Below are 7,118 nucleotides of genomic sequence, written 5' to 3'. Positions count from 1 at the left end.
GTCTCCTCTCATTTATAGGTTCTGGACAAACCTGAGAGTACTTTGTCTTATTTTTTTTGTCCAGAAAAATGCTTACACATACTTTTATACATCATCGAATATAACGGCGATTTTGGGAATATATCGGCCGCAATTTAGAATATATCGGCGCTTCGACACGATATAAAGATTCCTCGACAATGTACGACACGATCGCCTACACTCCTAATAGTTCTTTCAGCTCGTTTGTAGATAGTTCTGTAATCCAGTTTTCACTTGTGATAATTGCATTATTGAGCGATTGTTTCCGCTCGAGCATTTCATCAATTTTTTCCTCAAGTGTTCCTGTTGTAATGAGTTTATGCACATGGACAAAGCGTTTTTGACCGATGCGATAAGCGCGGTCTGTCGCTTGGTTTTCAACGGCAGGATTCCACCAGCGGTCGTAATGAATAACATGATTCGCCGCAGTTAAGTTTAGTCCCGTTCCGCCCGCTTTTAAAGAGAGCAGGAAAATACCGTGCTGTCCGTTTTGGAACTGTTCGATCATTTTATCGCGCTCTTTCTTCGGTACACTGCCGTTTAAGAAGATGACGCGCTCTCCAAAATGTTCTTCTAACAATGTTTTCAGCATATTTCCCATTCGAATATACTGCGTAAAAATGAGGCAGCTTTCATGCTGATCCCGTATGTTTTCAACGAGTTCTAATAATGTTTCTGTTTTCATAGAACGACTGGTTAAGTTTGCGGGTAGCTCTTCTTTTAAATAGAGAGCGGGATGGTTACAAATTTGTTTTAGTTTATTTAACATAAGCAAAATAAAGCCGCGGCGCTCAATGCCTGTTAATCCCTCTACATTCTTTAACGTATCTTTAACGAGTTGTTCATAGAGCGATGCTTGTTCCGCCGTTAACGGACAGTATGCTTTTTGCTCTTGTTTATCTGGTAAGTTCAAGGCAACGGATTTATCTTGCTTCGTGCGGCGCAGTAAGAATGGTGCGATTAAGCGCTGCACTTGCTGAATCTTTGTTTCATCGCGGTCCTTTTCAATCGGCGTTACGAAGCGGCGCTGAAACTGCGGTAAACTGCCAAGATAGCCGTGATTCAGGAAATCAAAGATCGACCATAATTCTGATAAACGGTTTTCCATCGGTGTTCCTGTTAAAGCGATTTTATGATTTGCTTGTAACTTTCGAACAGCACGCGATTGTTTCGTGTGCGGATTTTTAATATTTTGCGCCTCGTCGAGAATAATCGCATCCCAGCGCTGTAAGCTGAGCTCTTCTTCATCAAGCTGCGTGAGTGCATAGGATGTCAAAATTACATCGGCATCTTGCATAAAAGTGGACAAATCTTCTCCCTTTGCTCGGTTGCCGCCGTAATGGAGTTTCACTCGTAAGCTCGGTGCAAAGCGCTCAAATTCTTTTTGCCAGTTACCAAGAACAGATGTAGGCGCCACAATAAGCGCTGGGCCTGTTTTTAGGTTGTGTTCTTTTATATATAGTAAGTAAGTAATTGTCTGGATGCTTTATGACGATAGGTAAGCCTTTGAAGTTATCTCTGGCTTTTCCCCCGTCCCACACCGTGCATGCACCTTTCAATGCACACGGCGTTCCATCGATAGTGTTCTACTTACAGGTAGTTTTCTCTACTTGCTTTCACTACCGACTGGTGCCCTTCGCTAAGATGTTTTTCTGCTCCGTGACACTTCCACAGCATTTCGTCTGCTTTATAGTCACATCAACGCCCATCTATTATCGCTACTATGGCACCGCTGACTTTCAACTCGCTTCACCGTACCTTCATACTCCACGAACTGAATCTCAAACGTTCCGTATCGTTTATCCCTTCTTTTGCATTCCTTAGGTGCCCTCTATACACCGGAGTTACTTCGCTCAAGTTAGATTGACCTCAACTTCTTGAGCCAACTTCGTCATTTAGGCAAAGTAACGAAGCAGCATTTGTATCTTAGGAAAATATACAAATATTTCACTCAGACCATCCTTTGACCTACGTAAGATGGCTATGGATAACGGTGCGTGCATGACGAGGGTTCGTCTTCGCTCACCATAGAATACTTTTAAGGACTACCGCCTCATATCAGGAAGTGTAGGCTCCCATCAGTAGACGACTTCACCTGGCTCTCATACAGCAACTTATAAAGGTAAGTTGCTGCATGCAGGAGTATTATAGATAGAACAGAAAGGTCATTTGTTCTCATTAGGAGTTTCACCTAATTGTTCAACGATACAGTTAGAATAAGGTGAAACCTTATTCCCGTAATTTCGTGTTTAGGCAACACTTATATACGAACGTTTCGCACTACCAAGTCCCATGTCATCGGCTAGCAACGCACCAAATCCAAGCTCTCGTAAATAGAGGAGCCACTCGACTCCTTGCTGCTGGTATGGTCGTAACGTTGCTTGTAAGGAAGGTGGTACTTGTATAGATGGAATCTCTCCGATGTGCAGCAATCTGTCGAACAGCTTGTCATAATAATCATCGAGTTCGATTTCCATATCTGCAAATGGACTTTCTTCTTCAATTACTTCTGTTTCTGCTCCGCGAAGTAATCGCTGCTGCACGACGTCTTTCATTTCAAGTCCGTATTTGTCTGCTTTCTTCATCAGTTTCTTCACTTCTTTGATAAAGGCAGGGTCAAGTCTCATCCATTGTCCGTTTATGTGGATAAGACGTCTGTTTTGTTCAATGAGCGCAAGAAATTCGGCCTCTGTTAAATCGATGCCGTTTGTAGAGATACGCCAGTCAAAATTTACGAGTGTATTCATGCCAAAGAATGCTTGTCCTGCTGTTGCATTATGTTTCACTTGGACGCGCAGCTTTGGTTTATTTGCTTTCAAGTTTTGCCACCAAGATGGCAGTAAAATATCAATCCCAGCTGCTAGCAATTCATTGCTGGCTTCTGTTAAAAACCGCCAAGCTTCCGTTTCGTATAATTCACTTCGAAATAGAGTATCTTCCATTAACCAAGGTACGAGTTTGCCGAAACCTTCTTGCGTTTCTGTAATACGTGCTTCATGGTTTAACCATCTTTTTGGCAGAGACTCAGTACCTTTATATACGTATATTCGATGAGCGCCGCGCTTTGGTGTTAATATTGTTTCGAGCTGCCACGTTTCAAAATCATCCTCCGGTTCTTGGAGACGAAGTCCAACTGCAAATGGCAGATCATCTTCGATATAGCCAATTTTACGCAGCCAATCGTTTTCATGAATGGCTGTTTCGAGTTGTCTTTTCGTAAAGTCATAATGCTCGTATAAGCGCTTTGCATCTTCCCATGCTGTGCCAGAACGAGTTTGATGGCGCAGTGTTTCATTAATGGCTTCTGAAAACAATGTTTGCACTGTTTCATCTATTTCTTCTTCATGAGCGATTTTCCAGGAAGGATATTGATCCCATTGCTTGATATCGGGAAGGAAGTCTCCTGTTGTGTAAGCTTCCCACATTTTTTCTGCCATTGGCGCGAGTTCGCTAATTGCTGCGCTTGTTTGTAGTTTTGTAAATGAATTTACCGGCTTTTTGGCGATATATTCAAATGCTTGAGTAGCGTTTAAAATAATACCGCTCCGCTGTTCATATGTTCCTTCTTGCAGAAGTGTTCCATAGAAAGAAGAGGAGTGCCATGTGAATGCATGTTGTTTCCAAGTGCTTACAGGCAAACTGTTCCCTGTTTCATCCTCTGCCCAAAGAAACCAGTTTTGTTTCATTCGTTCGAGCCGAATGATAATGTCAATTTGTGTTGTCATGGATCAACTTCCCTTTCCGCAGTTCTTCTTGTAATGCTCGCAGTCGTGAGTGAGTGGAGGCAATGATCATAATGAAAGACTCCCACTCATCTACCCGTTTGAGCTTTTTATAAAGTGTTCTTAGTTTTTTTAAGTAGCGAACAGCTCTGCGGTACGATTTGCGATTCTTTTCTTCAATAGCTTGCATGGCAGCATAATGATAGAGCGGAAGAGCAGCTTCCGGCGCTTCTTTTTCAACTTCTTTTAATGCTTCTTTTAATAGTTCAATTGCCTCAAACCCATACAGTAAATGAAGCTCTGTCCATGTGTGGTACTGCTTTTTGGCAAGTACATATTGTTCGTAGCTGGTGAAGCTATGTGGTAATAATTCTTGAAGAATCATCTCATAGCCAGCTTGCTCGTTCGTATGCGTTGCATATGTTTCATACATCGTCATAAATAAGCGGACAACATCTTTCACAAAGTAGGAATCGTGCTCGGTCGTTATCGTTTCTTTCACTCGCTTGTAAGTGAAGGACAGCCACCCTTTTGCCCGCTCCCACTGCATGGAATTCAATAAATCTTCAAGCCAATCAAAGTAAAGGCCAACAACTTGTGGTGGCTGCGCTCTTAGTACATCCATTGCCTCTTTATCTTTTCGCTGTAGAAAGAGAAGATGAGCGGATGCAAGTGCTTTTGATAAAGGATGCATTTTTGTTTCAATCCGCTGCTGTTCTTCCAGTATCCAATTTGGTTCTACGAACAGCTCTCCCCATAGGTGACGATAAATAAAGAATCGCTCCTGTGTATAAGAAGGGCTAGAGAAGAAAATTGTATGTAGCATCTCAGCGATGTGCTGCAGAAACGGTTGAAGTACATCTTGAAATGGTTCGGCTTTCAAATCCTGTACAATGTTTTCTATTTTATTAACAAAGAGCCTTACAATATTGAGTGGTTGATGATAAGAATAGAGTTTATCGGCTTCAAATGTTTCAATTTCTTTCAGTAGCTTCTGAAAAGAAAAGAGTGCTGCACTCAGTTTAAATAATTCGTGAACTGTAACAATGCGCGGTGCTTTTCGTTCAATTTTCATATAGAACTCTGTGAAAACGTTCATCAGAAAATACATTTGTTTGTATGAAAGGCGTGCGTGTTCTTTCGCAAATGCATCGTATTCAGATTCGAAGTACGGAAGCCAGCTTTCATAATCTGTATCGTTAAAATCGGTCATTTGCAGCATTTGCCGTGCTGTGCGAATGGGCGGGAGCGCCGGTTTCGTTTTCTTCTTAAATAAAGTTAGAATGTCTCCTACTTGTCCAAAGCTTGAAGCTGCATATAGTAATACGGCGAGCATATGCTCACATTGCGTTGGTGAAAAGCAATCACAGTAACTTTCGGACACGTTGCGAATTGGAATATTAACACTATAAATATTTCCGTCATGTTCGATTGTTCCTGATAATGTATATCCATCGAAATCAACGTTATACACGAGGCCACTACGATAGAGCTGAAGTGCATTTGATACTTGTTCTTTGTCAGCCGCTTGCTGTGGATCGAGTCCTTTCAAAAACTCATTGGCAATTTCCATAATTTCATCTTTCGTAATTGAATGTTGCAGCATAATGTTCCTCCGCGCAAAAGATTTCCTTCTTTTCTATTATAAAGTGAAACTTCCTTCAGTGGGGTTTTTGTTCTTTCCACTGAGGGTTAGCCCACCCAATCGAGCTCCTATGGGCAGTTATCTCCTAAATTTTTCTCTTTCATTCAACTAAAAAGACTATCTCTCCTATGAAGAGGTAGTCTTTTGCTGTAATATGCTTTGTACATAAGGATCTTGCAGAACCATTTCGATTAAAGGAATCGTTTTATTTTTGAAGTGGAGTCCTGTATCGATTGGAAATGGTTTTTGGCTGCCAGGCTTGACGCCGTATTGTATGATTTTGTATTCTACGTCCTCGCCGTGCTGTAAGATGATGAGTCTATAACGGTTATCGTCATGCTCTAATGAAAAATCAATTGTAGTTGCATCGTATGTAACGGCATCTTTATATATGTACGGAGTTGGCGTGCCAATCCAGTCAACGTTTGCATTTATATCCATATGAATGCCTCCTTTCTTCTATTATAAAAAAAATAAGAGCCAGCTCTCAACTAATGAGAGCTGGCTCGTTTTTTTTAGCAACAGTAGTAATTAGTCTATAATTTTCACTTTTACAGTTTTACGTCCCCAGTTGTTTGCAGCGCCATCAGAGCCTACTAAGACGTCGATACGATTTCCTTTAATTGCACCGCCAGTATCACCAGCAACTGCTTCGCCGTATCCTTCTACCCAAATTTTTGAACCAAGTGGAATGACTTTCGGGTCAACAGCAACCATTTTCATATTTGGATTTGCTGTTAGGTCATGCCCCATTGCAGTTAATACACGACCGCCGTGTGTGCCGCCATTTTCGCTTGGATGAGCTGTGTAAGCAGTTGCGACAACTGTTAATTCACGGCCATCAGCTTTTTCAGCTTTTGTTTCTGTAGCAGTCTGCGTTTTTTGAGCTTGAGCTGGCGCAGCTTTTGCCGGCGCAGGTGCTTGTTCCTGTGCTGTTACGACAGGTGCATTACCTGTTAAGAAAGGAACATTTACATAAGCTGTTTTTCCGTTATATTCAAACTGTAACCAGTCGTTTTGAACTTGATGTGTTGTCTCGATCACATCATCTTTCTTTAATGTGCCCAAAATTTCTGAGTTTGTGTTTGCATCAGCGCGTACGTTTAATACGTTTGCTGTTACATAATAGATGTTTTTCGTAAATTCTGCGCTTACGAATCCTTCTTTACCATTTAGGTTAACCTTTAGCCAACCGTTTTCTGTATTTTTAACATCTAATTTATTACCATCTAATACTTTGCCTACAACTTTTGATTCAATAGTTGGGTTTTCTCGTACGTTTAATACGTCTGTTTTAACAACTGTTTCTGCTTGTGCAGAAGAAGTGAAAATCCCAAGACCAAAAACTGCTACTGTTGCTATACCAAGTAACTTTTTCATGAAATAGCCTCCAATGCTTTTGTTTTCGTGACCTCATTATAGCAACAGATTTTTGAGGAAAATGGGATAACACACAATTACAAACCATTCGTAACAGTTCATTAATACTTTGTAATATAAAAAGAAGTATAAAGAAAACGCTTTTTTCTTATGTTTTAAAAGATTCTATTGCATATTTAAGGATTGAGGAGCGGAAATGAGATATTGCAAAGCAGTTAATCGTATTTCACTCATATTACAAAGTGATTATAGAAGTGTTGCGTAAATAGAGGATTTTATTATTTCACAAACAATATAGTTATAAAAATATAATTAATTTGTGTTATTTTTCACAATTTATAGCCTGATTT

3 protein-coding genes and 2 pseudogenes are annotated in these 7,118 nt (G+C 40.6%); all 5 read right to left on the bottom strand.

Annotated features, from left to right (window positions below; genetic code table 11):
• Window positions 1-196: 196 nt before the first annotated feature.
• Window positions 197-1,507 (bottom strand): annotated as a pseudogene (locus Q9306_RS13320) (DEAD/DEAH box helicase); the annotation flags it as partial.
• Window positions 1,508-2,297: 790 nt separating this feature from the next.
• A pseudogene (locus tag Q9306_RS13315) lies at window positions 2,298-3,746 on the bottom strand (SNF2 helicase-associated domain-containing protein); the annotation flags it as partial.
• Window positions 3,730-5,349 carry an SWIM zinc finger family protein gene (locus tag Q9306_RS13310; RefSeq protein ID WP_306199149.1) on the bottom strand — a complete coding sequence of 540 codons (1,620 nt, stop codon included), beginning with the start codon at window positions 5,347-5,349 and terminating at the stop codon, window positions 3,730-3,732. The pseudogene Q9306_RS13315 and the gene Q9306_RS13310, both read right to left, overlap by 17 nt.
• 165 nt (window positions 5,350-5,514) lie before the next feature.
• On the bottom strand, window positions 5,515-5,829 hold the full coding sequence (locus Q9306_RS13305) for a DUF3910 family protein (protein WP_306199147.1): 315 nt from the start codon (window positions 5,827-5,829) through the stop codon (window positions 5,515-5,517).
• Window positions 5,830-5,919: 90 nt separating this feature from the next.
• Window positions 5,920-6,768, bottom strand: coding sequence for a 3D domain-containing protein (locus Q9306_RS13300; RefSeq protein WP_306199145.1), 849 nt, complete (start codon window positions 6,766-6,768; stop codon window positions 5,920-5,922).
• Between the last annotated feature and the right edge of the window lie 350 nt (window positions 6,769-7,118).

Source organism: Bacillus multifaciens, assembly GCF_030756675.1.
Classification (GTDB): domain Bacteria; phylum Bacillota; class Bacilli; order Bacillales; family Bacillaceae_G; genus Bacillus_A; species Bacillus_A multifaciens.
Note: the sequence above shows the minus strand (reverse complement) of the source record. Positions and strands in the feature narration are given on the sequence as shown.

Bases quoted from the DNA above. Each gene is read 5' to 3' on its own strand.
- Q9306_RS13305 (WP_306199147.1), bottom strand. From the start codon at position 5,829: ATGGATATAAATGCAAACGTTGACTGGATTGGCACGCCAACTCCGTAC.
- Q9306_RS13310 (WP_306199149.1), bottom strand. From the start codon at position 5,349: ATGCTGCAACATTCAATTACGAAAGATGAAATTATGGAAATTGCCAAT.
- Q9306_RS13300 (WP_306199145.1), bottom strand. From the start codon at position 6,768: ATGAAAAAGTTACTTGGTATAGCAACAGTAGCAGTTTTTGGTCTTGGG.